The 25,867-nt window shown below is 31.5% G+C and carries 37 protein-coding genes, 1 tRNA gene and 1 pseudogene; 6 read left to right on the top strand and 33 right to left on the bottom strand.

All coding sequences use genetic code 11. From position 1 onward, the window contains the following. The first annotated feature begins 133 nt into the window (after positions 1–133). The 4 genes and pseudogenes from L8U37_RS01960 to L8U37_RS08185 all read left to right on the top strand — a co-directional run bounded on the left by L8U37_RS01960 (position 134) and on the right by L8U37_RS08185 (position 4,187). A complete protein-coding gene (locus tag L8U37_RS01960) occupies positions 134–1,423 on the top strand; it encodes an MFS transporter (protein ID WP_263660375.1) in 1,290 nt (429 codons plus the stop codon). Between the two features lie 54 nt (positions 1,424–1,477). Further along, on the top strand, positions 1,478–2,401 hold the full coding sequence (locus L8U37_RS01955) for a cytochrome-c peroxidase (protein WP_263659248.1): 924 nt from the start codon (positions 1,478–1,480) through the stop codon (positions 2,399–2,401). Further along, positions 2,385–3,059 (top strand): annotated as a pseudogene (locus tag L8U37_RS08190) (DAHL domain-containing protein); the annotation flags it as partial. The gene L8U37_RS01955 and the pseudogene L8U37_RS08190, both read left to right, overlap by 17 nt. Positions 3,060–3,539: 480 nt before the next feature. Continuing rightward, positions 3,540–4,187 (top strand): methyl-accepting chemotaxis protein, encoded by a 648-nt coding sequence (locus L8U37_RS08185; RefSeq protein WP_393921357.1) that lies wholly within the window; start codon positions 3,540–3,542, stop codon positions 4,185–4,187. A 16-nt stretch (positions 4,188–4,203) separates the two neighbouring features. Here the strand turns inward: L8U37_RS08185 and map are convergent, their stop codons facing one another. The 30 genes from map to rpsJ all read right to left on the bottom strand — a co-directional run bounded on the left by map (position 4,204) and on the right by rpsJ (position 22,428). Continuing rightward, a complete protein-coding gene (gene map, locus L8U37_RS01945) occupies positions 4,204–4,959 on the bottom strand; it encodes a type I methionyl aminopeptidase (RefSeq protein ID WP_263660377.1) in 756 nt (251 codons plus the stop codon). 89 nt (positions 4,960–5,048) lie between these two features. Continuing rightward, positions 5,049–6,416 (bottom strand): L-serine ammonia-lyase, encoded by a 1,368-nt coding sequence (locus L8U37_RS01940; RefSeq protein WP_263728451.1) that lies wholly within the window; start codon positions 6,414–6,416, stop codon positions 5,049–5,051. 11 nt (positions 6,417–6,427) lie between these two features. Then, positions 6,428–7,711 carry an aromatic amino acid transport family protein gene (locus tag L8U37_RS01935; protein ID WP_133319191.1) on the bottom strand — a complete coding sequence of 428 codons (1,284 nt, stop codon included), beginning with the start codon at positions 7,709–7,711 and terminating at the stop codon, positions 6,428–6,430. A 98-nt stretch (positions 7,712–7,809) separates the two neighbouring features. Continuing rightward, the gene (locus L8U37_RS01930; protein ID WP_220567006.1) at positions 7,810–8,838 is read right to left on the bottom strand and encodes a tRNA-dihydrouridine synthase; all 1,029 of its coding nucleotides are present in this window, start codon (positions 8,836–8,838) and stop codon (positions 7,810–7,812) included. Between the two features lie 160 nt (positions 8,839–8,998). Next, on the bottom strand, positions 8,999–9,550 hold the full coding sequence (locus L8U37_RS01925) for a ribonuclease HII (RefSeq protein ID WP_263660379.1): 552 nt from the start codon (positions 9,548–9,550) through the stop codon (positions 8,999–9,001). Next, positions 9,550–10,023, bottom strand: a complete 474-nt coding sequence (locus tag L8U37_RS01920) for a DNA-deoxyinosine glycosylase (RefSeq protein WP_263661430.1) — start codon at positions 10,021–10,023, stop codon at positions 9,550–9,552. Before L8U37_RS01920 ends, L8U37_RS01925 begins: the two co-directional genes overlap by 1 nt. 54 nt (positions 10,024–10,077) lie before the next feature. Beyond that, positions 10,078–10,725, bottom strand: coding sequence for a ferritin family protein (locus tag L8U37_RS01915; RefSeq protein ID WP_220567003.1), 648 nt, complete (start codon positions 10,723–10,725; stop codon positions 10,078–10,080). An 85-nt stretch (positions 10,726–10,810) separates the two neighbouring features. Continuing rightward, on the bottom strand, positions 10,811–11,842 hold the full coding sequence (locus tag L8U37_RS01910; RefSeq protein ID WP_257928322.1) for a type II asparaginase: 1,032 nt from the start codon (positions 11,840–11,842) through the stop codon (positions 10,811–10,813). Positions 11,843–11,956: 114 nt separating this feature from the next. Continuing rightward, on the bottom strand, positions 11,957–12,697 hold the full coding sequence (murI, locus tag L8U37_RS01905) for a glutamate racemase (protein WP_263728450.1): 741 nt from the start codon (positions 12,695–12,697) through the stop codon (positions 11,957–11,959). Positions 12,698–12,738: 41 nt separating this feature from the next. Then, positions 12,739–14,001: a preprotein translocase subunit SecY gene (gene secY, locus L8U37_RS01900; RefSeq protein WP_133319135.1), complete on the bottom strand. Its 1,263-nt coding sequence runs from the start codon at positions 13,999–14,001 to the stop codon at positions 12,739–12,741. Continuing rightward, on the bottom strand, positions 14,001–14,393 hold the full coding sequence (gene rplO / locus L8U37_RS01895) for a 50S ribosomal protein L15 (protein ID WP_039617163.1): 393 nt from the start codon (positions 14,391–14,393) through the stop codon (positions 14,001–14,003). Before rplO ends, secY begins: the two co-directional genes overlap by 1 nt. Before the next feature lie 3 nt (positions 14,394–14,396). After that, on the bottom strand, positions 14,397–14,840 hold the full coding sequence (rpsE, locus tag L8U37_RS01890) for a 30S ribosomal protein S5 (RefSeq protein WP_039617161.1): 444 nt from the start codon (positions 14,838–14,840) through the stop codon (positions 14,397–14,399). Positions 14,841–14,856: 16 nt separating this feature from the next. Further along, positions 14,857–15,213 carry a 50S ribosomal protein L18 gene (rplR, locus tag L8U37_RS01885; RefSeq protein ID WP_039617157.1) on the bottom strand — a complete coding sequence of 119 codons (357 nt, stop codon included), beginning with the start codon at positions 15,211–15,213 and terminating at the stop codon, positions 14,857–14,859. A 9-nt stretch (positions 15,214–15,222) separates the two neighbouring features. After that, positions 15,223–15,759, bottom strand: coding sequence for a 50S ribosomal protein L6 (gene rplF / locus L8U37_RS01880; RefSeq protein ID WP_220567001.1), 537 nt, complete (start codon positions 15,757–15,759; stop codon positions 15,223–15,225). A 78-nt stretch (positions 15,760–15,837) separates the two neighbouring features. Continuing rightward, positions 15,838–16,233 (bottom strand): 30S ribosomal protein S8, encoded by a 396-nt coding sequence (gene rpsH, locus L8U37_RS01875; protein WP_039617152.1) that lies wholly within the window; start codon positions 16,231–16,233, stop codon positions 15,838–15,840. Between the two features lie 12 nt (positions 16,234–16,245). Continuing rightward, positions 16,246–16,431: a type Z 30S ribosomal protein S14 gene (locus tag L8U37_RS01870; protein ID WP_012660824.1), complete on the bottom strand. Its 186-nt coding sequence runs from the start codon at positions 16,429–16,431 to the stop codon at positions 16,246–16,248. A 1-nt stretch (position 16,432) separates the two neighbouring features. Next, complete coding sequence (gene rplE / locus L8U37_RS01865; protein WP_133319134.1) at positions 16,433–16,978, bottom strand: 50S ribosomal protein L5; 546 nt, start codon at positions 16,976–16,978, stop codon at positions 16,433–16,435. 1 nt (position 16,979) lies between these two features. Beyond that, the gene (gene rplX / locus L8U37_RS01860) at positions 16,980–17,207 is read right to left on the bottom strand and encodes a 50S ribosomal protein L24 (RefSeq protein WP_012660822.1); all 228 of its coding nucleotides are present in this window, start codon (positions 17,205–17,207) and stop codon (positions 16,980–16,982) included. Next, positions 17,207–17,575 (bottom strand): 50S ribosomal protein L14, encoded by a 369-nt coding sequence (rplN, locus tag L8U37_RS01855; protein WP_012660821.1) that lies wholly within the window; start codon positions 17,573–17,575, stop codon positions 17,207–17,209. Before rplN ends, rplX begins: the two co-directional genes overlap by 1 nt. Then, positions 17,575–17,826: a 30S ribosomal protein S17 gene (gene rpsQ / locus L8U37_RS01850; protein ID WP_263728449.1), complete on the bottom strand. Its 252-nt coding sequence runs from the start codon at positions 17,824–17,826 to the stop codon at positions 17,575–17,577. The genes rplN and rpsQ overlap by 1 nt, the downstream gene beginning before the upstream one ends. 9 nt (positions 17,827–17,835) lie before the next feature. Next, entirely contained in the window at positions 17,836–18,021 is a 186-nt protein-coding gene (gene rpmC, locus L8U37_RS01845; RefSeq protein WP_012660819.1) for a 50S ribosomal protein L29, read from the bottom strand. Beyond that, positions 18,008–18,433 (bottom strand): 50S ribosomal protein L16, encoded by a 426-nt coding sequence (rplP, locus tag L8U37_RS01840; RefSeq protein WP_012660818.1) that lies wholly within the window; start codon positions 18,431–18,433, stop codon positions 18,008–18,010. The genes rpmC and rplP overlap by 14 nt, the downstream gene beginning before the upstream one ends. Before the next feature lie 2 nt (positions 18,434–18,435). Then, positions 18,436–19,137, bottom strand: coding sequence for a 30S ribosomal protein S3 (gene rpsC, locus L8U37_RS01835; protein WP_039617145.1), 702 nt, complete (start codon positions 19,135–19,137; stop codon positions 18,436–18,438). Position 19,138: 1 nt separating this feature from the next. Further along, positions 19,139–19,513, bottom strand: a complete 375-nt coding sequence (rplV, locus tag L8U37_RS01830; protein WP_039617143.1) for a 50S ribosomal protein L22 — start codon at positions 19,511–19,513, stop codon at positions 19,139–19,141. Positions 19,514–19,522: 9 nt separating this feature from the next. Beyond that, positions 19,523–19,804 carry a 30S ribosomal protein S19 gene (gene rpsS / locus L8U37_RS01825; protein ID WP_039664929.1) on the bottom strand — a complete coding sequence of 94 codons (282 nt, stop codon included), beginning with the start codon at positions 19,802–19,804 and terminating at the stop codon, positions 19,523–19,525. A 1-nt stretch (position 19,805) separates the two neighbouring features. Further along, positions 19,806–20,636: a 50S ribosomal protein L2 gene (gene rplB, locus L8U37_RS01820; protein ID WP_039625087.1), complete on the bottom strand. Its 831-nt coding sequence runs from the start codon at positions 20,634–20,636 to the stop codon at positions 19,806–19,808. Between the two features lies 1 nt (position 20,637). Next, positions 20,638–20,919 carry a 50S ribosomal protein L23 gene (locus L8U37_RS01815; RefSeq protein ID WP_039617139.1) on the bottom strand — a complete coding sequence of 94 codons (282 nt, stop codon included), beginning with the start codon at positions 20,917–20,919 and terminating at the stop codon, positions 20,638–20,640. A 1-nt stretch (position 20,920) separates the two neighbouring features. Then, positions 20,921–21,535, bottom strand: a complete 615-nt coding sequence (gene rplD, locus L8U37_RS01810; RefSeq protein ID WP_039617137.1) for a 50S ribosomal protein L4 — start codon at positions 21,533–21,535, stop codon at positions 20,921–20,923. Beyond that, complete coding sequence (rplC, locus tag L8U37_RS01805) at positions 21,532–22,107, bottom strand: 50S ribosomal protein L3 (protein ID WP_012660811.1); 576 nt, start codon at positions 22,105–22,107, stop codon at positions 21,532–21,534. The genes rplD and rplC overlap by 4 nt, the downstream gene beginning before the upstream one ends. Positions 22,108–22,116: 9 nt before the next feature. Next, entirely contained in the window at positions 22,117–22,428 is a 312-nt protein-coding gene (gene rpsJ, locus L8U37_RS01800; protein ID WP_012660810.1) for a 30S ribosomal protein S10, read from the bottom strand. A 226-nt stretch (positions 22,429–22,654) separates the two neighbouring features. Between rpsJ and L8U37_RS01795 the strand changes: the two genes are divergently transcribed. Together L8U37_RS01795 and L8U37_RS01790 are read left to right on the top strand one after the other, a co-directional pair. Continuing rightward, positions 22,655–22,730 (top strand) — tRNA-Ala (locus L8U37_RS01795). Positions 22,731–22,748: 18 nt separating this feature from the next. Further along, on the top strand, positions 22,749–23,810 hold the full coding sequence (locus L8U37_RS01790; protein WP_263661859.1) for an ATP-binding protein: 1,062 nt from the start codon (positions 22,749–22,751) through the stop codon (positions 23,808–23,810). Here the strand turns inward: L8U37_RS01790 and L8U37_RS01785 are convergent. From L8U37_RS01785 to coaE, 3 genes are read right to left on the bottom strand one after another with little or no spacing between them, the layout of a single operon-like run. After that, positions 23,807–24,514 (bottom strand): glucosaminidase domain-containing protein, encoded by a 708-nt coding sequence (locus tag L8U37_RS01785; RefSeq protein ID WP_263661860.1) that lies wholly within the window; start codon positions 24,512–24,514, stop codon positions 23,807–23,809. The two genes, L8U37_RS01790 and L8U37_RS01785, sit on opposite strands and share 4 nt — an antisense overlap. Next, positions 24,489–25,238 (bottom strand): diaminopimelate epimerase, encoded by a 750-nt coding sequence (dapF, locus tag L8U37_RS01780; protein ID WP_133319131.1) that lies wholly within the window; start codon positions 25,236–25,238, stop codon positions 24,489–24,491. Before dapF ends, L8U37_RS01785 begins: the two co-directional genes overlap by 26 nt. After that, the gene (gene coaE, locus L8U37_RS01775) at positions 25,225–25,827 is read right to left on the bottom strand and encodes a dephospho-CoA kinase (RefSeq protein WP_263728448.1); all 603 of its coding nucleotides are present in this window, start codon (positions 25,825–25,827) and stop codon (positions 25,225–25,227) included. The genes dapF and coaE overlap by 14 nt, the downstream gene beginning before the upstream one ends. Positions 25,828–25,867: the final 40 nt, after the last annotated feature.

Genomic DNA, 25,867 nt, shown 5'->3' with positions numbered 1-25,867 from the left:
TTTCTCTCCTTTCTATAAAATACAAAGCTATTATTTTATCATAATTTTTCTTTTTAAATTTTTAATATTTTTTTACAAACTATAATATTTTTACTATAATTACAAAATTACTACAAAAAGAAAGTATTTATAGATGTCAAAAACTTTAAAAAGAGGTGATTTTAAAACTCTTTCCTTATCTTCTTTGGGTGGAGCTTTAGAATTTTATGATTTTGTTATTTTTGTATTTTTTGCTAATTATATTTCAAGAAATTTTTTTCCTAGTGATTTAAGTGATTTTTGGAAACTTTTAAACACTTATGGGGCTTTCGCAGCAGGATATTTAGCTAGACCAATCGGTGGTATAATTATGGCACATTTTGGAGATAAAATGGGTCGCAAAAAGATGTTTATGCTTAGTATATTACTCATGGTGCTTCCAACTTTCTCTCTAGCTTTTATACCTACTTTTGAAACTATAGGATATTTTGCTCCTATTTTTTTACTACTTGTTAGAATAGCTCAAGGTATAGCTATAGGCGGAGAACTCCCTGGTGCTTGGGTATTTGTAAAAGAACATGCACCCGATGGAAGAGATAGTTTTTATATTAGCGCTATTAATGCTTCTATGGCTTTTGGAATTCTTTTAGGCTGTATTGTTGCCTTAGCGATTAATCATTACTTTGATCAAGAAGCAATTTATGAATATGCTTGGCGTATTCCATTTGCCATAGGTGGATTTTTTGGTATCATTTCTATATATCTTAGAAAATTTTTAGAAGAAACACCTGTTTTTCAAAAAATGCGACAAGAAAATGATTTAGAAAAATTTCCTTTAAAAACACTTTTTAAAGAAAAAAATATTTATTTAGACATCATTGCTTCTATGCTTTTAACTTGGATGCTCACAGCCTGCGTGATAATACTTATTTTACTTATGCCCAATTTTATATCAGAAGTTTTGATTCTTGATAAAACAGATGCGATTTTAATCCAAATGTTTGCAATAGTGATTTTATCTTGTGGAACTTTACTTGCTGGAATTTGGGTTGATAAATTTGGTTTTTTAGTTACCGCTTTAATTTTTACCATAGGATTTAGTTTATCGTGCTTTTTTTATTTTTATTTTTTCTATGCTCAAATTTTGCATTTGAGTATATATTTTTATTTTATAGCGTGTTTTTTTGGTGGTATTAATGCTTTAGCACCTATTTTAATGTGTAAAATTTTTAAGCCAAGTATTCGTTTTAGTGGAATTTCTTTTTCTTATAATATAGCTTATGCAATAGCGGGTGGTTTCACTCCTCAACTTGTATTTGCATTACATTCTTTGGCTATAAAACCTGAAAATCCTTTCGTGTATGGAATTTTTATTTATATTTTGTTTTTATCCCTGATAACACTGATAACTACCATATTTACTTATAAGAGGTTAAGATTTTAATGTTATAATTAAAAAAAATTATTAATTAAAAATTTATAAAATTAAAGGAAAATGATTATGAAAATTTTTATTGTTTTAATACTTTCTTTGTTACCACTTTTAGCATTTGAAATGATTACACCTATACCAGAAGGCATTCCTTATAATAAAGAAAAAGCTATTTTAGGAAAAAAACTCTATATGGATACAAGTTTATCAAAAGATAAAAAAGTATCTTGCAATAGTTGTCATGATATTGCAAATTTTGGAGTAGATAATAAAACTTTTTCAACAGGTATTAATGGCATAATAGATGAGCCATTCCATACTCCTACAAATTTTAATGCCGTTTTTAGCCTAGCACAATTTTGGAGAGGCAATGCAAAAGATTTACAAGAACAAGCCAAACATCCTTTGTTAAACCCTAAAGAAATGGGGTTAAAAGATGCAGATGAAGTGGTGCAAATAGTAAAAACTAACGCAATTTATGAAAAAGAATTTAAAAGACTTTACGGAGAAGTTACCTTTGATAATATAGCAGATGCTTTAGCTGAATTTCAAAAAACCTTACTTACGCCAAATTCCCCATTTGACCGCTACTTAAAGGGAGATAAAAACGCTATAAGCGAACAAGCAAAAAGAGGCTATAATGCCTTTTTATCAAATGGTTGTATAGCGTGCCATCAAGGACAAAATATAGGTGGAAATATGTATCAAAAAATGGGAGTATTTGTTCCTTATGATAATGGAACAAATTGGAAAGGACGCTATGAGATCACTCAAGATCCTCACGATCAATTTGTAGTAAAAGTGCCAAGTCTTAGAAACATAGCCAAAACTGCTCCTTATTTTCATGATGGTTCTATGCCAACACTTGATGCTTGCGTACAATTTATGGCGTATTATCAGCTTGGTAAATTTTTAGAGCAAGATGTAGTTGATGATATAGTTGCATTTTTAAATTCTTTAACAGGAGAATACCATGATCCACTCAAATAAAAAAACTTTCTCTTTTTTAAAACAATTCATCACTTTATCCATAGTGGTTTTGGTATTGCTTTTAACTTTGACTTTATTTATTTTTAATACTTACAATACCACCAAAAGAAATTCACTTATTATGGATTCTTTTCAAAAATTAGAAATTCTAGATACTAAAATAGATGAAATTTTTAAAAATAAACTAAATCTACAAAACTATGACATCAGCGTCAAACTAGTAAAAGATTTTGAAAATACTTTAGCTATTTTAAAAGCTAATGAAATAGATACTAAAAAGCTAGAAGCAATTTTTCAGAAAAAAAATACACAACTACAACATTTTAAATCAGCCAATTCTATTGCTATAAATTCAAAGCTTTATCTTTACGAAATTCAACAAGAAATCATCAAACAAACAAATCAATTAGCACTCACTACTCAAGAGGCTAAACAAATAGAATATATAGGAAATATTTTAAGCATTATAGGAACTATGGATATATTAGAACCTTTAGCACAAAATAGATTACAAAATCTTGTCACAAATTTAAACGCAAAAGATTCTCAATTACCACAAGAGTTATTTGAGCTTTTTAATACACATTGTAAGATGATATTAAGTCAAATTAAAATATTAAAAGACAATTCTCAAAGTTTTCTTGATCAAGAACTGCAAAAACAAATTCTAGCACACCAAAATTTAATTGCTAAAAATATCAATCTACAAAATAAATATAATCTTTATACAGCTATAGGAATTTTCCTATTTACCTTAGTTGTATTGATTTTTTTCATACTTTTAACATTAAAAAAAGTAATCATACCTATATCTTTACTTGAAAAACTAAGTGCAAATCTAGCAGGAGAACATGCGAATTTAAGTGCAAGATTAGACATTGATAAAAAAAGTGAATTAGCTACAAGTGCTAACTATATTAATTCTTTCATACAGATAGTGCAAAATTCAGTTTTAGAAGCCATACAAACTGCAAATTCAAGCCACAAAAGCTCACAAAAACTTTCCCAAAATGCTGAAATTTTACAGCAAAGTTCACTTTTACAGCATGAGCAAATTTCTAATGTCCATGAAATAAGTTCTGTTTTAGAAAGTCATATAGACTTAACTCAAAATCTAGCTAAAAATACTATAAAAGATATGCATGATATGCAAGAAGTTATGGGAGAAGTTGAAAAAACACTTAAAGAGTTAGTAGAGCTTATATTACTAAGTGGAGAAAAAGAACAAAGTGTTTTAAGTGCTATGGATATACTAGTACAAAGTGCTGATAGTATTGTAGAAGTTACAGCAGCTATCAAAGATATAGCCGATCAAACTAACTTACTAGCTTTAAATGCAGCTATTGAAGCAGCTCGTGCAGGAGAACATGGTAGAGGCTTTGCTGTTGTTGCCGATGAAGTTAGAAACTTAGCTGATAAAACTACAAAATCTTTAGTCGCTATAGAAACTACTGTAAGAACTATAGTACAACAAATTAATGACAACAAAAGCTTGATGGATGGAATTCATCAATCCATGAGTGATACTTCTAACAAAGCTAATATCTTACAAGGTGAAGTCGGTGCTTCTATAGAAAAATTAAAAACAAGTATCCATTCTACTAAAATTATGGAAGAAAAAAGCGATGAGTCAAAAGCTAAAATGAATGAGTTAGAACAAAATGTAGAAAAAGTGACTGAACTTGCAAATTGTGTTAAAAACTATTCACTCGAGCTAACACAAATTTCACAAGATGTTTTAGAAAATGCTTCTAAACTTTCAGAAAAACTAAAAACATTTGAGTAAGAAAGTTTAAACTTTCTTACTTAGATAAAATATCTGCTTTGCCATTTATAATTGCAACACAATGCTCATAATGAGCAGCATTTAATCCATCTTTGCTTCCTGCTTCCCAATTACCTTTTAAATGTACCGGTGTGCCATCTTTTTGACATACCATAGGCTCTATGCAAAATACCATGCCATTTTTGATTTTAGGTCCACTTTTTGCACTAGCACCTGGTTCTAAATAATTTGGAATTTCAGGCTCACCGTGTGGCTTTTTACCTATACCATGACCACAATAACCTTTCAAAGGTACAAATCCTCTTTTAGTGATAAACTCGCCAAGCTCATATGAAAGCTCTTTAAAACGCATACCTTCTTTGATAATATCTATAGCATAATACAAAGCATCTTTAGCACAAGCAATCAAAGCCTCATCAGTAGCTGAAATTTGACCTATAGGTATAGTCCTTGCTGCATCTCCATAATATCCATCTATGCAAGTACCCACATCAAGCCCTAAAATATCGCCTTCTTTTAAAATACGCTCATCCCCTACACCATGAATGCAAGCTTGATTAAGCGAGATACAAATACTGCCTGGAAAACCATATAAGCCTTTAAAAGATGGTTTTGCACCATGATCAAGTATAAATTCTTCTGCTTTAATGTCAATTTCTTTTAAACTCATACCCGGAACTATAATGCCCTCTAGATAGTCAAGCGTTCTAGCTACAAGTTCATTTGCCTTGCGTAGTTTTTCTATTTCTGCTAGTTTTTTGATTTCTATCATTTATATTTTCCTTAAAATTTTTAAAAATTTAGCATTTATGCGCTTTTAAAAGCTTTAAGGAAAAACCTTAAGTTTTAAAACTTAAGGTTTTAACATACACTTGTAAGATTAGTAGCTAGGCCACCTAAAGAAGTTTCTTTGTATTTTGAATTCATGTCTTTGCCGGTTTCATACATAGTTTTTATAACCTCATCAAGACTTACTTTTGGAGTTGATTTTCTACTCATTGCCATTCTAGCAGCTGAAATTGCTTTAATCGCTCCAAAGGCATTTCTTTCTATACAAGGAATTTGCACTAAACCACTTACTGGATCACAAGTTAAACCTAAATGATGCTCCATTGCAATTTCAGCAGCATTACAAGCTATCTTTGCATCAAAACCCATTACAGTAGCCATAGCTCCTGCTGCCATAGAACTTGCACTACCAATTTCAGCTTGACAGCCAGCTTCAGCACCACTTATACTTGCATTTTTCTTATAAAAAGAGCCTATTAACATAGCAGTAAGTAAAAAATTAATGGCTTTTTCATCGTTAAAACCAATAGTATGATTTTTAAGATAAAGCATTACAGCAGGCACAACAGCACATGCACCATTAGTTGGTGCAGTTACCACTCTAGCTCCACTTGCATTTTCCTCTGCAATAGCAATAGCATATAAAGAAATAAAATCAATAATTCCTAAAGGATCACTTGTCATAGCCAAACGCTCATTAAGTCCTTTGGCGCGGCGTTTTAAATGTAAATTCCCTGGAAGAAAATCTGAGCTTGGATGAATACCATTATAATAAACTTCTTGCATTACTTCCCAAATTTCTAAACAATAAACTCTAATTTCTTCTTTAGTGTGAAATTGAAGCTCATATTCATAAGAGAGTTTTGCTAGATCCCATGAATTTTCTTCGCAAATTTTTAAAGCATCGCTTGCGTTATTAATATCAAGTTCTAATTTGGTATGTTTTTGCTCACAAGCTCCGTCTTTGTGTTTTTGAAGTTCAGCTTCACTCATAACAAAACCACCGCCTACCGAATAATAAATTTCTTCAGCAATGATTTCTCCATTTTCATTATAAGCACTTATTTTCAATCCATTTTCATGCAAAGGTAAAAAGTCTTTTTCAAAAATCAAATCTTTATCATAATCAAAATTTAATTCTTTTTGAGCATCTAAAACCAAAATTTTATCTTGCAAAATTTTATTAAACACACGATCTTGCAAAGCAACATTTAATTCTTTTGCTCTTAAGCCACTCAACCCCCATATAATAGCTTTATCACTTAAATGGCCTTTACCAGTAAGCGATAAAGAGCCATAAAGTTTGATTTGAATTTTTGTAATTTGTGTGATTTTATCTTTGATTTTTTCACAAAACATATTCCCTGCTAGCATTGGTCCTAAAGTATGAGAAGATGAAGGACCAACACCAACTTTAAATATACTTAAATTACTACTCATTCATCAGCACCTTAAAAAGTATAAATTACAGTGATAATTGTCAAAATACCTGTGATAAACACAAATGCATCTAAAGCTTTGTTTTGGAATTTTTTCATTTTAGATACAGTGTAAATTGCAATCATAGGCATTAAAAATAAGATTGCGGCAATGATTGGACCACCTAAACTTTCAATAAAACCTAAAATACTTGGATTTACATAAGCAGTAATTAACATAACAATATACATTACCAAAGTTGAATAAACTGCGATTTTTTTCAAATCCGGATTATCATTACCTGCTAATTTGCAACATTTTCTAACTATACCATAAGCACCTTCCCTAGCACCAAAATAATGCCCAAAGAATGAACTAGAAATTGCTAAAAATGCGATTAGTGGACCACCATAAGAAATAAATGGATTATCAAGTTTATTAGCAAAATAAGAAAGTACAGGTATGTTTTGTGCTCTAGCTTCAGCAAGTTCTGCAGGAGTTAAAGAAAGCACACAAGATACCACAAAAAACATTACAAAAGCAAGTAACATTACAGAAGTTCTAAATAACACTTGATTTGCTTTTTGTACTGAATTTTCAGGATATTGTCTTTTTACACTTAAAGAAAAAGTAGAAATCGCTGGTGAGTGATTAAATGAAAACACTAAAACCGGTAAAGTTAGCCATACTATAGTAATAAATTCTTTTGTTCCAGGAATAGCACTAAAACTTTCAAACGACCATTGCGGGATAAGATATAAAGAAAATAAAAATAAAATAGCACATAAAGGATATACAAGCCACTCACATACTTTGGTAATTAATTCTTCACTAAAAAGCATAATAAGCATAAAAATACTTACTAAAACAAAAGCAAAAAGCGCTCTATAAAAAGGAAGTAAATTAGCTATAGTTTTTCCTTGCTCATTTACACTTGTTTGATACATAGCACTAATTGCGTTTGCGAAAGAACCATTTGGATCTAAAAGTGGTAAGAATTGATTATAAATAAAACTCTCAAAAGTATTAGTTATACCTACACAATATGCTAAACAAATTGGGAAAATTGCAAAGAAATAAAGCACAGAAATAAAAATACTTACTTTTCTACCAAAATACTCTTCAGCCGCATGAGTAATATCTTTATCATTACCATTTGCTTGACATACAAAACGACTTAAGGCTCTATGGCTTAAATACACCATTGGAAAAATAATCAAAGCCATTACAACAACTGGCCAAAAACCACCAACACCTGCTTTAATAGGTAAAAATAAAATCCCCGCACCAACTGCAGTCCCAAAAAGAGAAAGCATCCAACGCGTATCAAAAGAATTCCACTTAAGATTATCCACATTTTCTCCTTGTAAAAAATAATAAAAAAAGCTTTTACCTAAAAACTTTTTGTATTATTTTACAAATATGCTCTTGAGTAGTTTGGCGTGATTTTTTCCCTTTCATTTAAAGCAACTGCGGCTTCATTTGCAAAATTTGGATTTCTTAATAATTTTCTACCATAACAAACTAAATCACACACCTCACCCAAAAGCAAAGCCTCACCTTCGCTAGCACTATTTATAAGACCCACGCAAGATATAGGAATTTTAACAACTTCTTTTAAAGCCTTAGCATAAGGAGCTTGGTAAAGTGGTGCTATATTTGGCACTAAAGAAGGTTTGTTGATATTTCCACCTGCTGAAATATCTAACATATCAACGCCTAAATTTTCTAAAATCAAGGCAAGTTTTTTACTATCTTCCAAATTCCAACCACCCTCTTGCCACTCTGTAGCTGAAATTCTTACAAATAAAGTAATATCAACTTCTTTTTTTATACGCTTAATGATATCACACAAAAGACGCGCTCTATTTTCAAAACTACCACCATATTCATCATCTCTTTGATTTGATAAAGGAGATAAAAATGAACTAAGCAAATACCCATGAGCACTATGAAGTTCTATCGCATCATAGCCTGCTTCTTTAGCTCTTTTAGCACTTTGGATAAATTCTTGCTCTATTTGTAAAATTTCATCTTTACTTAAAACATGAAGTTTAGAAAATTTTTCACTAAAAGCGATATTACTTGGGGCTTTTGATATAGCTTGTTTGCATGAATTTTTACGACCACTATGATTTAGTTGGATAGCAACTTTAGCACCAAAATGATGACAAAGATCGACAAGCTCCTTATGTCCTCGAATTTGAAAATCTCCCCAAAGGCCTATATCATTATCAGCAATTTTTGCATTTTCATTAATCGCACAAGCTTGAACTATGATAAGCCCAACACCACCCAAAGCTCTAGCTCCATAATGTATCAAGTGAAATTGATTAATCTTACCATCTAAAACTTGTGTTTCATACATATCCATAGGAGGCATTACGATGCGATTTTTTACATAAAAATTTCCAATCTTTAGCTCACTCAAAAGTAAAGACATAATACCCCTTAAAATATTTTTTATATTACTATAATAGAAAAAAATTAATTTTTCTTAAAACATAGAGTATTTTAGACCAATATTATAATTTTTAATAGATTATTATTAAAAAAATAGTTTTTAATTATATTTTTTCATTATTAAAACTACAAAACACAATCTAATCAAATAAGCTTTTCTCAAAACACTTTAACATAAAGCTTTTGCGATGCAAAGGTGAATAACCAAATACTTTAATCTTTTCTATATGAGCTTTTGTACCATAACCTTTGTGTTTATCAAAATCATAATTATTATATAATTTAGAAAAATAACACATTTTTTGATCACGACTTACCTTAGCTAATATACTAGCGGCTGAAACTTCTTGCACTTTCATATCAGCTTTAATCATAGTATTAATACCCAAAACACCATAATTTAAATTTCCATCATATAAAATCTCATCTTGGTTAAAATGTTTTTTTATTATCTTTAAGCCCAAATTTAAACACTGACTAAGTCCTAAAATATCAATTTGCAAAGGTGAAAAAGCAAGGATTAAAAAATTTGAATTAGAAAGAATTTGCTCATATAATTCTTCTCTTTTTTTTGCACTTAATTTTTTAGAATCAGCTAAACCATCAATATTTTTTAAAAGCTTGCAAGCTGCCAAGTGCATATCTCCAGCTAAAGCTCCACGCCCAGCCTCATCTACTCCAACTAAAGCCATTATTTTTCCTTTATAATAGTATATTTTTCTACTAAATTTTCTAAAGAATAATTTATATTGGCAGGTGAGCTTGAAGGAAGTTCAAAAAATTCTTGCTCAGGATAAAATTTAGCAAAATATTTACTTGCAACTTTACCTAATACACAAATTTTTTCTATATTTGCCTTATCTAAAATAATACTTATATCATTTGCTTTGGCATAAGAAATAGTTTTATCATCTGAATTTTTTATCTTACAACTTGCTATAACATCCCAAAGTGCTATATGATTTGCTTTTAAAAAAGCCTTTTGCTCTTGCACTGTTTTTAACTCACACTCAAATAATATTTCAAAAATACGCCAAAAACGATTTTTACTATGTTGATAATAAAAATTTTCTTCTCTTGATTTAATAGATGGAAAAGAACCTAGTATCAAAACTTTTGAGTTTTCATCAAAAAAAGGTTCAAAAGGATGAGTTAGAATTTGCATATTAGGCCTTGATAAAAATAAAATATTTTATCATTTTTATCAAGATTTTTAAAATTATCCTAAAAATTCTCGTTTGAAGTATTCTTTTGGAGCTTTACACAAAGGACAGGCATTTGGTGCTTTTTTACCACGGTGTATATGCCCACAAACTTCACAAACCCATAATTCTTCTACCTCTGAATTAAAGAAATCTTCTTCTTCAAGCATTTTTTTAAGTGCTAAATATTCTCTTTCATGCTCAATTTCTACTTTACCAATAGCAGTAAATAATCTTGCTATGTTTTTCTTGCCTTCATCTTCTGCAATTTGTGCAAAATTTGGATACATGGTAGTATGCTCGTAATTTTCACCCTCTGCTGCACAGATTAAATTTTTAGCAGTTTCTTCTAAAGCTTTACCATCTACTAATTCATGATAAGCTTTAAACTCGGCTCTTGCATGCCATTTTTCATTTTCTGCAGCTTCTCTAAAATGCTTTGCAATAGCATGCCAACCTTCTTCTTGAGCAATATCTGCAAATAAATCATATTTGTTTCTTGCCATAGATTCACCTGCGAAAGCTTTCATCAAATTTATGGCTGTTAAATCTTTAGTAATGCACTCCATTTCTTGACCACAGCAACTAAGCTTTCCACCACCTACATTTTGCACTTCTACTTCATTGCCGCATTTTTGGCATTTATAGCTTTCATATTGTCTCATTTAATATCCTTGTGATTAATTTAAGTAAGATTTTGATTGAAAAACTCACCCAAATGTTATTGTAGCATTTGGGCGCTAAAAGATTTTAGTATTTTAAGAAATATTCTTGAATTTTCTTAGGATCACTTGTTTTAGTTAAAGCAAGCATTAATAATACTCTAGCTTTTTGAGGACTCATATCACCTGTATCAATAAAACCAAGTTTTGCATCAGCATCACTTACTGCAACTCTACCAGCTACTACGCGTGAACTTACCGCTACATTAAGACCTTTTTTAAGCAATTCTTTTAATACATCTTTTTGATAATCATGAATACTGCCAGCACCTGTTCCAGCTACAACTATACCTTTAGTTCCATTTTCAAACAAAGCTTTTGCTGCAACACCGCTACCATCATTTGCATAACTATAAAGAATATCTACTTTTGGTAATTCTTTTAGCTTGCTAACATCAAATGGAGATTTTTTAGTGTGTAATTTTGTATTAGTATTGTAGAAGAATGCTTTTCCATCTACTATATAACCCATATCACCCATATCCGGTGAACTAAATGCATTTACATTTAAACTATGAGTTTTCATAACGCCTCTAGCGCTTTGAATTCTATCATTCATAGCCACCATTACACCTTTATTTTTTGCTTGTGGATCTGCTGCTAACGCTACAGCATTGTAAAGATTTTTAGGACCATCTGCACTAATTGCAGTTGATGGGCGCATTGCACCAACTAAAACAACAGGTTTATCGCTTTTTACGGTTAAATTTAGGAAATATGCAGTTTCTTCCATGGTATCAGTACCATGAGTAATCACAACTCCATCTACATCAGATTTTAAAAGCCTATTAACTTCTTTAGCAAGTTTTAGCCAAATTTCATTTGTCATATCTTTACTATCAATATTTGCAATTTGATCCCCGCTAATTACTGCTAAATCTTGAATTTGAGGCACTGCTTTAATCAAAGCATCAACCCCTAAAACACCGGCTGTATAACCTGTTGTAGCTACCGAACTATCAATCGAGCCTGCAATAGTTCCACCTGTAGCTAAAATTGCAACTTTTGGTTTTGCTTCCAAAATTCCTGCTCCTAAACTTAGTGCCATAGCTGCGCACATTAACATTTTTTTCATGTTAGTCCTTTCATTAGAAATGATAAAAATTATAATGCAACTATGTTTAAATAAAAATAAATTATTAATATAAAAAATACTTTAGTAAATATTCATTAATTAAAGCCATAAATTTGCAATTTTTTTTAGTTTTTCCACATCGCTTGAAGCATAAAATTGAATGTTAGCTTCTTCTTGGATTGATGTTAAGTTAAATTCTTGTTGCAATTGCAAAGCTATAGCCTCGCCTGAATGAATAAGTTTTGTATTTTTGCCAAAATACTCTTCCAAAGAATGGGTGATTAAAGGAAAATGCGTGCATGCTAAGATTAGAGCATTAGGATGAAATTTAAGCTTATTAAAATAATACTCAAAAGCAGCTTTTAAAAAATCTCCTTGAAAAATCCCTTCTTCAACCATAGGTACAAAAAGCCCAGTTGCTTTTTCTTCCACTTTTAAAAAACCTTCTTTGATTAAAGCTTGCTTATAAGCGTGAGAATCCACGGTAGCTTGTGTTGCAATGACTAATATATTAGAGTTTTTATCTTCTAAAGAGTTTTTAACCGCTAAAACCCCTGCTTCTATAACTCCAAGAACTGGAAATGGTGCATTTGCTTTTAGAATTTCTAAAGCATGCGCGCTAACTGTATTACACGCAATAATAAGCATATCGACTTTTTTTTCTTTGAAAAACTCTAAAGCTTCTAGGGAAAATTTAATGATAGTTTTTTTATCTTTAACCCCATAAGGTACCCTTGCGGTATCTCCATAGTAAATATATTCTTTAAAAAGTTTTGCTTGAAGTAAAGATTTTAAAACACTAAGCCCACCTACACCGCTATCAAAAACGCCTAGTCTCATCAAAATCCTTAAAAAGAGAAGAAAGTAGAAAATCTACTTTCTTATAAGCCTACTGCACTTAAGGTTTGGTATTTATTCATATAAATTTGAGCTTCGATTTTTCTCATTGTATCAAGCGCTACTTGAACTACGATCAAAACAGAAGTTCCACCAAAATAAAAAGGCACACCAAACAACTTCACAATAAGCCATGGTAATGTAGCTACAAGCCCTAAATAAATAGAACCTGACAAGGTAAGTCTTGATGCTACTTCATTAAGATAATTTGCAGTTCCTTCACCTGGTCTAATACCTGGTATGAAACCGCCTTGTCTTTTAAGATTTTCAGCTATATCTTTTGCATTAAATACAATTGATGCATAAAAATACGCAAAGAAAATAACAAGTAAGAATGTTAAAAAATGAAAGAAAAATCCATTTGGATTTAAAAAGTCATAAATTTTTAACACATACTCATTTGTACTTGTTTGCAAAATAGTGCTTGGAAACATCAAAATCGCACTTGCAAAAATAGGAGGAATTACTCCACTTAAATTTATTTTAATAGGTATGTAATTCATAATGCGTTTGTTTTGATTTTGCATGATTACTTTTCTTGAGTAAGAAATAGGAATTCTTCTTTCTCCAAGCTCTACTACTATAATAGCCCAAATAGTAAGTAAAATTACAACTAAAATAGCAATGATAGTCAAGAAATTCATCTCACCTGTATTTACCAAATTTACTGTTCCACTAATTGCACCTGGAATTGTAGAAACAATACCGCCAAAGATGATCAAAGAAATACCATTTCCTATACCGCGTTGAGTGATTTGCTCACCTATCCACATTAAAAGCATGGTACCTGCAAGCATAGAAATAGCAGAAAGTGCAATAAAAGTATTCATATCAATCATAATAGCTGACTGACCTGCTTTCCCATGAAGACTTTGCAAGCCTATAGAAACGCCTATACTTTGTATCAAAGTGATAGCTATAGTAGCATAACGGATAATTTGCATATATTTTTGCATACCATCGCGTTCTTTTTTCATCTTTCCTATGTTAGGAAAAGTTGCCGCTAAAAGCTCCATAATAATCGAAGCAGTAATATAAGGCATAATGCCTAGAGAGATGATGCTAAGTCTTTCAGCAGCACCCCCACTAAACATATTAAACAAGCCTAATGCATTAGATGCATTAGAATCAAAAAATTCCTTGATAACACTGACATTAACCCCCGGAACTGGAACATAAGCTAATATTCTATAAGCAAATAAAAAAGCTAATGTTATGAGAATTTTATTTGTCAATGCTTTATTCATTATTTTTGTCCGCTAAAAGTGATCTTCTCGTCTTTAATTTTACTAGCAAGATCTTTAGCACTTGCTCCAATAAGCTTAACTTTATTTACATTTTTTGAAAGCTTATGAATGCTATTGATTGTTTCAAATGTAATTTCGCTAAGCTCTTTGATTGCTGTGATTTTTTCAACATTAATCACATAAGGTTTTTCAAATTTAGAAGTAAAACCTACTTTTGGTAAGCGTCTTTGAAGTGGTTGTTGACCCCCTTCAAAACCTCTTTTTTCGTTATAACCTTTTCTAGCAGTTTGGCCTTTTCCACCTTTAGTGGAAGTTTTTCCCATACCACTACCTTGACCACGGCCTATTCTTTTGGTTTTATGTGTTGAACCTGGTGCTTTTGTTAAATTCATTGATTATCCTTTAAGCATTGTAAGTGCTTTGATAGTAGCACGCACAACATTTGCTGAATTATTTGAACCTAAAGACTTAGTTAAAATGTCTTTAATACCTGCAAGTTCCACGATAGGACGTGTTGAACCACCTGCAATAACCCCTGTACCTTCGCTTGCTGGTTTAAGTAAGATTCTACTTGCGTTGTATTTTACTTCTACATCATGAGGTATAGTTGAACCTTTTGTTTTAACTTCAACAATGTTTTTAAAAGCATCATCAACTGCTTTTCTGATAGCATCTGGAACTTCTTTAGCTTTTCCATAGCCCACACCAACTAAACCTTTTCTATTTCCAACGATAACTAAAGCAGTAAATCTAAATCTTCTACCACCTTTAACAACCTTAGTAACCCTGCCGATATCGACGATTACTTCTTCAAATTCTTCTCTATTATATTTTTCCATCGATCTTCCTTTTGGGTTATAGTTTGATTCCGTTTTCTCTTAGTGCTTCAGCTAATGCTGCAATAACACCATGGTATAAATAACCATTTCTATCAAACACTGCTTCTTCTATGTTTTTAGCTTTTAAAACTTTTGCAAATTCAGCTGCTATTTTTTTAGCACCTTCTTTATTTGCTTTAACACCAATTTTTCTTCCATCTACTGCTGCTAAAGTTACTGCTTTAACATCATCGATAGCTTGGATATATAAAGTTCTGTTTGATTTAAAAACAGAAACTCTTGGAAGAGCTTGTGTTCCTGAAATTTTTGCTCTAATTCTTTTTTTTCTTTTAATTCTTAAAGATATTTTTCTTTTTAATACATTTGCTCTCATATTCTATCCTTACTTCTTAGATGTCTTACCAGCTTTGCGGATAATACGCTCATCTGAATATTTAACACCTTTTCCTTTGTAAGGCTCAGGTGGTCTAAATTCACGAATTTGAGCAGCAACTTGACCTACCACTTGTTTATCACTACCTTTGATAATAACATTGTTTTTATCAACGGTAATTTCTATGCCTTCTGGAATAGCATAGTTGATAGGATGAGAAAAACCTAAAGCAAGTTCAAGAACTTTACCTTTTAATGCAGCTTTATAACCAACACCATTGATTTCTAAAGTTTTGCTAAAACCATCAGTTAAACCGATGATGATGTTTTGAGCTAAAGCTCTATAAGTTCCCCAATAAGCTCTACTTTGTCTATCTTCACCTTTAGGAGAGAAAAGAATTTGTGCTTCTTTAATCTCAACATTAACATTTGCTTTTGTATCAAGCTCTTTTGCTAAATTTCCTTTTTTGAATTTTAGCAAGTTGCCTTCTAATTTTACTTCTACTCCACTTGGAATAGCAACTGGTTGTTTACCTATACGAGACATTCATTTTTCCTTTTTACTTGTCTACGATATGACTACTTTATAAGAATGGATACCGAATACCATAAAAAGTAGAAACTCTTACCAAATAGTACATAAAACTTCGCCGCCAACGCCTGCTTTATAAGCTTCGTCGTTAGCTAAAACACCTTTTGAAGTGCTTACTACGATAGTACCATAACCGTTTTTAAATCTTTTGATCTCATCTTTGCCTTTATAAACACGACGACCAGGTTTAGAAATACGCTTAACTTCATTAATTACGCTTTTGCCTTTTTCATCATATTTTAAAACTACATTGATGAATTTCTTTTTATCCTCTTCAATAACATTAAAGCTTTCAATATAGCCTTTAGCTTGGAAAATTCCAAGTAAAGCTTCGATAACTTTAGAATGCAAAAGTTGAGTAGTCTCTAATCTTCTCATCCCTGCATTTCTAATTCTTGTTAGTGAATCTGAAATTAAATCATTTATCATGGTTCTTTCCTCTTACCAACTTGCTTTTTTAAGACCAGGAATTAAACCTTCATTTGCCATTTTTCTTAAGCAAACTCTACAAATTCCAAAATCTCTATAAACTGAATGTGGTCTTCCACAAATTTGGCATCTAGTATACCCTCTAACGCTAAATTTAGGTTTGCGGGCAGCTTTTGCAATCATTGATTTTTTAGCCATATTACTTTCCTTTTGCAAATGGCACGCCAAATAATTCTAATAATTTTTGTGCCTCTTTATCTGATTTTGCTGTTGTAACGATAGAAATGTTCATACCATGAGTTCTTAAGATTTTATCATATTCAACTTCTGGGAACATTAACTGCTCATCTAAACCAAAGTTATAGTTTCCTCTTCCATCAAAACCATCTCTTGGAAGACCTCTAAAGTCTTTAACACGAGGAAGAGCTATAGTAATAAGCTTATCTAAGAAAGCATACATATTGTCTTTTCTTAATGTTACCATTACACCTACTGGGAAGCCTTCTCTTACTTTAAAACCAGCAACTGATTTTTTAGCTTTTGTGATAACTGCTTTTTGCCCAGCGATCAATGAAATAGTATCTGCAACATTTTGTAATACTTTTTGATCTTTTGCCAATTCCCCAGCACCTACACTGATTACAACTTTTTCAATAAAAGGAACAAGCATAGGATTTTTAATATCAAATTCTTTAACTAAAGCAGGTTTGATATTTTGAGTATATTTTTCTTTCAATCTCATCATCTTATTCTCCTGCCTTTGCTACATTTGAAATATCCATTGGCATTTCTTTATTGATAAAACCGCCATTTGGATTTTTATCACTTGGCTTAACAGCTTTTTTAGCGATTTTACAACCTTCAACAATTACTTTATTTGTCTTAGGAAATACTGCTAAAACTTTACCTGTTTTGCCTTTGTCATCGCCTGCGATAACTTTTACCATATCATTCTTTTTAATTTTTAATTTCATTACAACACCTCCGGTGCTAGTGAAACAATTTTCATAAAGCCACCATATCTTACTTCACGACCTACTGGTCCAAAAATACGCGTTCCGATAGGCTCTCTTTTAGCATCAAGAATAACTGCTGCATTTTCATCAAAACGAATTAAAGAACCATTGTCTCTATGAATTTCTTTTTTAGTTCTAACGATAACTGCTTTTACTACTTGACCTTTTTTAACTTTACCATTTGGTAGAGCTTTTTTTACAGATGCAACGATTACATCACCAACAGTAGCATATCTTCTTTTACTACCACCTAAAACCTTAATACACATTAATTCTTTTGCACCGCTATTATCAGCAACTGCAAGCCTAGTAAAACTTTGAATCATTACTCAACTCCTGCTGATACTATAGTTTTTAAGCGAAATGTTTTTCTCTTAGAAAGTGGTCTACATTCAATAGCAACTACAGTATTTCCCACTTTAAGTTCATTTCTTTCATCATGAATTAAATATTTTTTAAAGCGTTTTACGATTTTTCTGTATTTTGGGTGAACCACTTTTCTTTCAACCAAAATTGTTGCTGTTTTATCTCCAGCAATTTGAACAACAACGCCTTGAATTTCTCTTTTAAATGCCATTTTCTATCCTTATTTTAAAGCGCTAATTGCAGTATTGATTCTAGCGATGTCTTTTTTAACTTCGCTAATCTCTTTAGGATTAGTTAGCTGCATTGTTTTTAGCTTTTGTCTTAAAGTAAATAAAAGCACCTTTTTTTCTTTTAGCATTGTTGCAAGCTCACCTGCTGTTTTATCTTTAATCTCAGTATATTTCATTTTGGCTCTCTCTTGTAACAAACTTAGTTTTAAATGGCAATTTATGCATCGCTAAAGTTAAAGCTTGTCTTGCCATTTCTTCATTAACCCCTGCCATTTCATAAATAATACGACCTGGTTTAATGTTCATTACCCATTCCTCAACTGCACCTTTACCTTTACCCATACGAGTTTCTAAAGGTTTTTTAGTTAGAGGTTTATCTGGGAAAACTCTAATCCAAGTTTTACCCTGTCTTTTTACAAAACGAGTTAAAGCAATACGAGCTGCTTCGATTTGGCGTGAATTGATACGGCCAGCTTCAGTTGCTTTTAGGGCAAAATCACCAAAAGTAAATTCAGTCCCTCTGTTGGCATAACCTCTGTTACGCCCTTTCATCATTTTACGATATTTTGTTCTTTTTGGCATTAACATGATTATTTACCTCTTCTTGCTCTTCTAGTTTTTTTAGCTGGAGCGTTTTCTTCGGTTTTTTCAGGTTGAACACCCTTTTGTAAAACTTCACCTTTGAAGATCCACACTTTAATACCTATATTTCCATAAGTAGTATGTGCTTCTGCAAAACCGTAATCGATTTTTGCTCTTAAAGTGTGAAGTGGAACACGACCTTCTAGGTACCATTCAGTTCTTGCCATTTCAGCACCACCTAAACGGCCTGAAACTGAAACTTTAATCCCTTTAGCACCTGCTTTTTGCGCTCCTTGAATTACTTTTTTCATTGCTCTTCTAAAAGCAATTCTTTTTTCAAGTTGAGTAGCAACACTTTCAGCTGCAAGCTGAGCTGAAGCACCTGCTTTTCTTTCTTCTTTGATATTGATATTAACTTCTTTTTTGATTAAATCTTGAAGTTCTTTTCTTAAAATATCAACATCACTACCTTTTTTACCAATAATAATCCCTGGTCTTGCAGCTACAACAGTTACTCTTAATTTTTTCGCTGTTCTTTCTACAAGAATTTGGCTAATTCCTGCATAATAAAGTTTTCTTTTTAAAAATGTTCTGATTTTATAATCTTCACCAATATTTTCTGCTAAATTAGCTTTTGTAGGAAACCATCTTGATTCCCAATTTCTATTAATTCCTAGTCTTAAACCAATCGGATTTACTTTTTGTCCCATATTAGCTTTCCTTTTTCACTGATGCTTTTTTAGCTTTTGTAGTTTTTTCAGCACTTGCTTCTACTTTACTAACTTCTACCAAAATGTGTGAAGTTGGCTTTCTAATACGACTAGCACTTCCTCTAGCTCTTGGTCTAAATCTTTTTAAAACCGCACCAGCATCAACACGACAACTTGAAACAACAACTTCATTTGCTTCAAATCCGCCATTTGCTACAGCACTTGAAATAGCATTTGCTATAAATTTAGCACCTTTATTTGGCATAAATTTCAAACTAGCTAATGCAAGCTCTGCATTCATACCTTGAACTTCTCTAGCAATCAATCTCGCTTTAGTTGGAGATAATCTTATGAATTTAATTAACGCTCTACTCATAAATCTCCCTTACTTACCTATTTTTTTCTGAACAGAGCCTTTATGACCCTTAAATGTTCTAGTAGGTGCAAATTCACCTAATTTGTAACCGATATGATTTTCAGTAATATATACTGGGATAAAGCTTTTTCCATTATGAACATTAAAAGTTAAACCTATCATATCAGGTATAATAGTGCTGCGTCTTGACCAAGTTTTAATTGGCTTACCATCGTTAGCTTTTTTAGCAGCGATGACTTTTTTCATTACATGGTCATCAACAAAAGGACCTTTTTTTAGTGACCTAGCCATCTTACTTTCCTTTTCTTCTTGAAATTATTAGCTTATCGCTAGCTTTTTTACGGCGAGTTTTAGCACCTTTAGTTGGTTTACCCCATGGAGTAACTGGGTGACGGCCTGAATTTTTCTTACCTTCACCCCCACCGTGCGGGTGATCAACTGGGTTCATCGCAGAACCTCTTGTTTGAGGACGAATACCTCTATGGCGGTTTCTTCCTGCTTTACCGATAGTCACATTTGACCATTCTTCATTACCAACTTCACCGATACTTGCCATACATTCAGCTAAAACTTGTCTCATTTCACCACTTGCAAGTCTTAAGATAACATATTTTTCTTCTTTACCCATTAATTGAGCATAAGCACCCGCTGAACGGATCATTTGTCCGCCTTTGCCCGGTTTTAACTCGATATTGTGTACGATAGTACCCACTGGGATGTTTCTTAATTTCATTGCATTACCTGGTTTAATGTCAAGTCCGCTTTCAGCAGCACAAATAACATCACCAACGCTTAAACCTTTTGGTTGTAAGATGTATCTTTTTTCACCATCTCTATAAGAGATTAATGCAATACGACAATTTCTGTATGGATCATACTCGATTGCTTCAACTTTACCTTCAATACCAAATTTTCTTCTTTTAAAATCTATAATTCTGTAAAGTTTTTTAGCACCTGCTTCTTTATGACGGCTTGTGATTCTACCATTATTGTTACGACCTGCATGAGCTGGAAGTTTTACAAGTAATGAACGCACACTAGCTTTTGCTGTGATATCATCAGAGCTTACACCTGTAATGTATCTTCTACTTGGAGTATATGGTTTATAAGTTTTAATTGCCATTTTATGCCTCCGAACTTTCTAAGCTCACACCTTCTGGTAGCTTAACATAGAATTTTTTAAAGCTATTTCTTTGACCTTCACGACCTCTAAAACGCTTTACTTTTCCATCCATTTTTAAAGAATTAATTCTTACTGGAGTTACACCAAAATATTCTCTTAAAACTTCTTTTAGACCATTTTTAGTCATTTTTGGAGAAGTTTGAATAACTACAACACCTTGCTCTTGAAGGTTTAAGCTTTTTTCAGTGTAAAGTATTGTTTTTATATCAGTAATATCTGCCATTTTAACCCTCTTTTACGATAGATTCAAGCGCTGCTTTTTCAATGATAACAGCATTAAATACAGATACTAAATAAGCATTTACTTCGCTAATATCAACTACATAGCAATTTGCTAAGTTTCTAAAAGCAAGAAGTGTTTTTTCATCTAGTAAATCTTTTACAATTAAAGCATCTTTTAAACCAAGCTTTTTAATAACTGCATTTGCATCTTTTGTTTTACCGCTTTCAATGCTTAAACTATCTACTGAGAATAATGCATTGTTTTGTGCTTTATCGGCCAATGCTCTTTCAAGCGCTAAGCGTTTTTGTTTTTTATTAACTTTTTGGAAATAATTACGATTGTTTGTAGGGCCAAATGCTACAGCACCACCAACCCAAACATTCGTTCTTGTTGAACCTGCTCTTGCACCACCACGACCTTTTTGTCTCCATGGTTTTTTACCACCACCGCTTACATCGCTTCTACCTTTAGTATGAGCTGTGTTTGCTCTAAGGCTAGCAAGATAAGATTTTACATATAAATAAAGGTTGTGAGGATTAACTTCTGCATATTTTGCTGGAAGATCGAGTTCACTAGCTTTTTCAAATTTATCATTTAAAACAGTTACTTTACTCATTTTGCAATCCTTATTTTACCCATAGCACCATTAAATCCTGGTACCGCACCTTTTACTACTAAGATGCCATTTTCTTCATCAAATGAAACTACTTCATTTTTAACAGTAACTTTTACATTACCATAATGACCTGCCATTTTCATACCTGGTTGAACACGACCTGGCCATTCGCGGTTACCGATTGATCCGTGGCGTCTGTGGAATCTTGAACCGTGACTTGCAGGACCTCCGGCAAATCCGTGTCTTTTAACAACCCCACTATAACCTCTACCTTTAGAATTAAAGCTTACTTTTAAGATAGAAGCTTCTTTTAAAGGATTAAGATCAATATCACCTGCTTCTGTGTTTGCTACTTCTAAAGAAGCAAATCTATTATATTCAGCTGAAAGATTGTATTTTTTTTGCTGACCCGCAATGCATTTATTATTTGCTTTGCCTTTTACATAAGCAACCAAAGCTTTTCCATTTTCTACTTCACATACTTTAGTTTGAACAAGTTTAAGTAAGGTTACAGGAATGCTTGGTGTGCTGATTGTTCTACTCATACCAATTTTTTCTACAATGTATTCCATATTCTATCCTTATTTACCCATAGCTCTTACTTCAACATTGACCTCTGGAGCCAAGTCAAGCTTAGTGAGTGAATCTACTGTATCTGGAGTAGCTGCTACAATATCAAGCATACGAGCATGAATTCTCATCTCAAATTGTTCGCGTGAATCTTTATTGATGTGTGGAGATTTCAAAACTGTGTATCTTTTGATTTTTGTAGGCATTGGCACTGGACCTCTGATGTCAGCACCTGTTCTTTTAACAGCTTCTACAATTGCTGCAACTGTGCGATCTAGAACTCTGTGGTCATAAGCTTTTAGCTTAAGCCTGATTCTTTCCATATTTTTTCCTTTGTAAAGAACTCGTTAGATCCATAAGAATCTAACCACCATATAAAATGATGTTGAAATTATATAAAAAGAGCCTTTGCTATGTCAAGAAATTTATGCATTTTTTTTAATTATTTTCCTTTTAAAAAGGATAAAAATTAAATTTTATAAAATTTACAAGATTTTTTATACATTAAGAAAATCTAAGAAAAAATATAGTATGATTTCAAAATCTAAAGGGGCATTAGCTCAGCTGGGAGAGCACAACGCTGGCAGCGTTGGGGTCAGCGGTTCGAACCCGCTATGCTCCACCATTAATTACAAAGAAATTTATGAAATCACTACAATTTTTTTACGATAATTACCCAAAATTTCAAAAATTTGATGAAAGAAAAATTCAAATTCAAACCCATAAAAACATCATTATAAAAGGTGGTTTTGCAAGTGGTAAGAAAAATTTAATTTTAAATTTTTTATCTTTGTACAAAAGTGAAAATATACTTTTTATCGATTGTGATGATTTGAAATTTCAAGCAAGTGCTTTGGTAAATTTAAATTCGTTTTTAACCTATAATCCACAGATTAAATTTTTAGCACTTTGCAACTTTGCTCATAATTTTGACTTTGCCAGTTTAAAACACCTTAATTTGCAAATCATAATAAGCGTTTGTGATAGCAATTTTCATTTAGATTATTTTGAAGAACTTCATTTAGATTATTTAGACTTTGAAGAATTTTTAAGCTTAAACAAAAAATACGCTGACACTAAAACCATGGTAAGTTATTTTTTACATACAGGACGCAATGTGATTTTAAATCACAACTTTAACACAAACTCATCATACTTAAGAAGTTTTTACACTCCATTAGAGCTTACCATACTCAAACAAATTGCCTTAGAACTCGGGAATGAATTTAGCGTTAATGAGCTATTAAAAACACTAAAAAATACTATAAAAATTTCCAAAGATACCTTATATAAAAGCATAGAAAAACTAGAATCAAACTACACTTTGTATTTTGTAAAAAATCTTGAAAAGAATTTAAAAAAAATATATTTTTGGGACTTTTCACTAAAAAATTCTCTAAGCATACAAAAAGACTTTAGTGCTTTGTTTGAAAATTTGATTTTAAGCGAGTTGTTTAAATTTGAACAAGAAATTTTTTATACCAAATATTTTGATTTTTACTTACCAAGTCTTAAAAATGCATTTTTATGCTCGCCCTTTAAAGATAAAGATTTACTTAGTTTAAAAGTCAAAAAAATACTTAGTAAAAATCAACTCGCACTTTCGACTATTTATATCATCACGCTTTCACAAAGAGATGAGTTTTTCATAGAAGGGGTGCATGTGATGATTTTACCTTTTGATGAGTGGGCTTTAGGAAATTAATCTAACTCATCAAGCTTATGTTGATTTATGATAGAAATAATAAGCTTAGTATAATTACTTTTAATCTCTGAATATTTTTCCAAATGACTTGCCGCTTCTTTACCATCAAGTTTTTCATTTTGATTTATAGCATCCCACCGCCAAGCTCTAAATTCCTTATAAGCATCATGACGATTTAAATTTAGCAAGTATGAATCCACACTTTCTTGTAAGCTATCAAATATACGAATTTTATGAGTTTTACCTTCACTTCTTTCTTTTGGAATCAAACCTTTCTCACCCCAAGTCCATTCTCCAAATAAATTATTTGCTTCTTTAGCAAAACGACTTGTACCAGTTGCGCTTTCAATAATTGCTTGGGCTATGGCTAAAGATTTTGGAACTTTTTGGATACGCAGTTGGTATTCCTTGTGATCGTATAAATTTTTAACGCGATATTTTTCTTTTAAAAACCATAGTTTTTGCACAGCATTAAAATTTAGTTTTCTAAAATTACTCTTTAAAGCTTCCTCAAAAAAAATATCTACAAATTCTTTTTCATTTTCAATTTCTTTGAAAGAAACATCTAACAAAGCATTGATTTTTTTGATAAAAACTTCACGCTTTTCTTTTATACTTAAAGCATAATAATGTTTATCAAAACCTGCTATAAATTCAGCTTTTAAAAATAAAAAACTACTAAGTAAAATTATAATCAGCTTCAAAACAGCACTTTACCTTTCCTCTGAAAAATATTTGATCATCCTCTAATCTAAAATATAAATTTTCTTTGCTTTTTGGCTTTACTAAAATATCATCTTTAACTTTTTGATTTAAATAAGCAAGATAAAAACAAGCTCCCATACCTGTACCACAAGCTAAAGTCTCATCTTCTACCCCGCGTTCATAGGTTCTAACTCTTATAAATTCTTCATTTTCTATTTTAGCAAAATTAACATTTGCATTATATTTTTTACGCACTTCTTTACATAAATTTACATCAAATTCATTTAAATCATCAACAAAAGTCACCATATGTGGCACACCTGTATTACATCCTTGCCAAATTCTATCTTTATGTTTAAAAGCTTCTTTAATATCCTTCACTCCACTTAATTTAATCTCTACCATGTCATCATCAACAAATGATTTTATAAGTCCTGCTCCAGTTAAAAAATTTAAATATTGTGATTTTTTTAGATAATGATGAGCAAAATGAGCTGCTGCACGCGATCCATTACCACACATATTTGCTTTACTACCATCGCAATTATAAAATTCCCATTCAAAATCATATCTATCATGAGGCACAACTACTATAAGTCCATCAGCACCTATGCCCTCATAACGATTACAAAGAATTCTAGCTAACTCGCTACGATCTTTTTTTTCACCATCTGCAAATACTACAAAATCATTTCCGCTTGCACAATATTTATAAAATTTCATTTTTAACCTTTAAAGTATGTTTTAAAAAATTTAGCACATTTTCTTCAAATTTTTCATAACTTGAAATATTTTTTATCACAAAATCTGCTTTTTTTAGTTTTTCTTCTATATCAAGTTGCAAATTAATTCTTTTTAAGGCTTCATTTTCATCTAAATTATCTCTTTGCATTAATCTTTTTAATAAAATTTCTTTTGGAGCATAAATCAATATACTTTTTCCTAGATCTTGATAATGATTATTTTCAAAAAATAAAGGCAATTCTATAAAAAAAGCCTTGTTTTTTTTATCTAAAATTAGTGCTTTTTGTAAAATTTCTTCTCTGATTTTAGGATGTAAAAAACCTTCTAACTTTTTTTTGGCGTTTAAATCATTAAATACAATAGCACCAAGCTTTTTTCTATCTATTTTTCCTGCTATAAGTAAATCATCATTATCAAAAAGCTTAGCTATAGAATTAGCATTTTCATTTAAAAGCTCATGAGCTATCACATCTGCACTTAAAGTATCAAAACCCAAATTTTGAACTATTTTTATAAAGCTTGACTTTCCACCTGCTATACTTGAAGTCACAAAATAAGCATTTTGCATAATTTAACCTTAAAATATTTTTAGTTAAAATACCTTTTAA

Source organism: Campylobacter sp. RKI_CA19_01122, assembly GCF_025771325.1.
In the GTDB taxonomy this organism is placed as follows: Bacteria; Campylobacterota; Campylobacteria; order Campylobacterales; family Campylobacteraceae; genus Campylobacter_D; species Campylobacter_D lari_D.
This window is presented reverse-complemented; position numbering and strand designations above follow the sequence as displayed.